Origin of the sequence: Bacillus cereus group sp. BfR-BA-01316, from assembly GCF_022664195.1 — a bacterium.
In the GTDB taxonomy this organism is placed as follows: Bacteria; Bacillota; Bacilli; order Bacillales; family Bacillaceae_G; genus Bacillus_A.
In genome coordinates this window covers 1-830 of the sequence record NZ_JAKUGX010000083.1, presented here as the reverse complement: position 1 = coordinate 830, position 830 = coordinate 1, and the positions used below count along the sequence as shown (strand labels likewise).

Here is an 830-nt window from a genome sequence, read left to right as displayed (position 1 = left end):
TAGTTCGTCTTTTAAGCCTTTAATAGTGTTCCCAGAAGTAGTTGTTGATTGTTCCTTTTTTGTAGCTTCTTCTTGCTGTTTCCGTTGTTTTTCAGCTGCCTCTTGTTCTGCATTCTCCTTTTTTACTATCCCTTTTTCTTCAGCTTTCTTCGCTTTCTCAGCTGTTTTTTGTGCTTCTTGCTCAGCTTTAGATTCTTTAGAAGTACTTGCTGTTTCATTAGATGAACATGCTGCTAATTCCATAAATAAAGCGCAACAAGTAAGTGTTTTTAATAGTTTATTGTTCATAATATGTATCCCCCAGCGTTTAAAATGTTAGATTTCCTAAACTATCATAACAAATGTGGTTACAACTATTTTGTTATGTTTTGTCGAATAAAAATAAAAAAGAGATATTCCGCTTATGTGAAGATCATTTATCTAGTATTGAGCATTTAATAATTATGATAAGTACAAGCACCGTAAGGAGGTGTATACATGAATGAAAACAATGAGTTTTTGAGTGGAGCAGCGTTTGATCCGAATTTACTGGGTCCTACATTGCCACCTATTCCACCGTTTACTTTGCCTGTTGGACCCACTGGATTAACAGGTGTAACAGGAGCGACAGGAATAACTGGCCCGACGGGAGAAACAGGTCCGACAGGCCCAACCGGTCCAACGGGAGAAACAGGTCAGGAATAACTGGCCCGACGGGAGAAATAGGTCCGACAGGTCCAACAGGAGCAACTGAAGGCTGTCTTTGTGATTGCTGTGTTTTACCTATGCAGAACGTTTTACAACAACTTATTGGGGAAACTGTGATTCTTGGTACTATTGCAGACGCGCCC

The 830-nt window shown here is 39.6% G+C and carries 2 pseudogenes; one reads left to right on the top strand and one right to left on the bottom strand.

The annotated features are described in order from the left end of the window. A pseudogene (locus tag MR071_RS25005) lies at positions 1-288 on the bottom strand (hypothetical protein); the annotation flags it as partial. A 189-nt stretch (positions 289-477) separates the two neighbouring features. On the opposite strand from MR071_RS25005, the pseudogene MR071_RS25580 reads away from it, so the two are divergent. Next, a pseudogene (locus tag MR071_RS25580) lies at positions 478-830 on the top strand (exosporium leader peptide-containing protein); the annotation flags it as partial.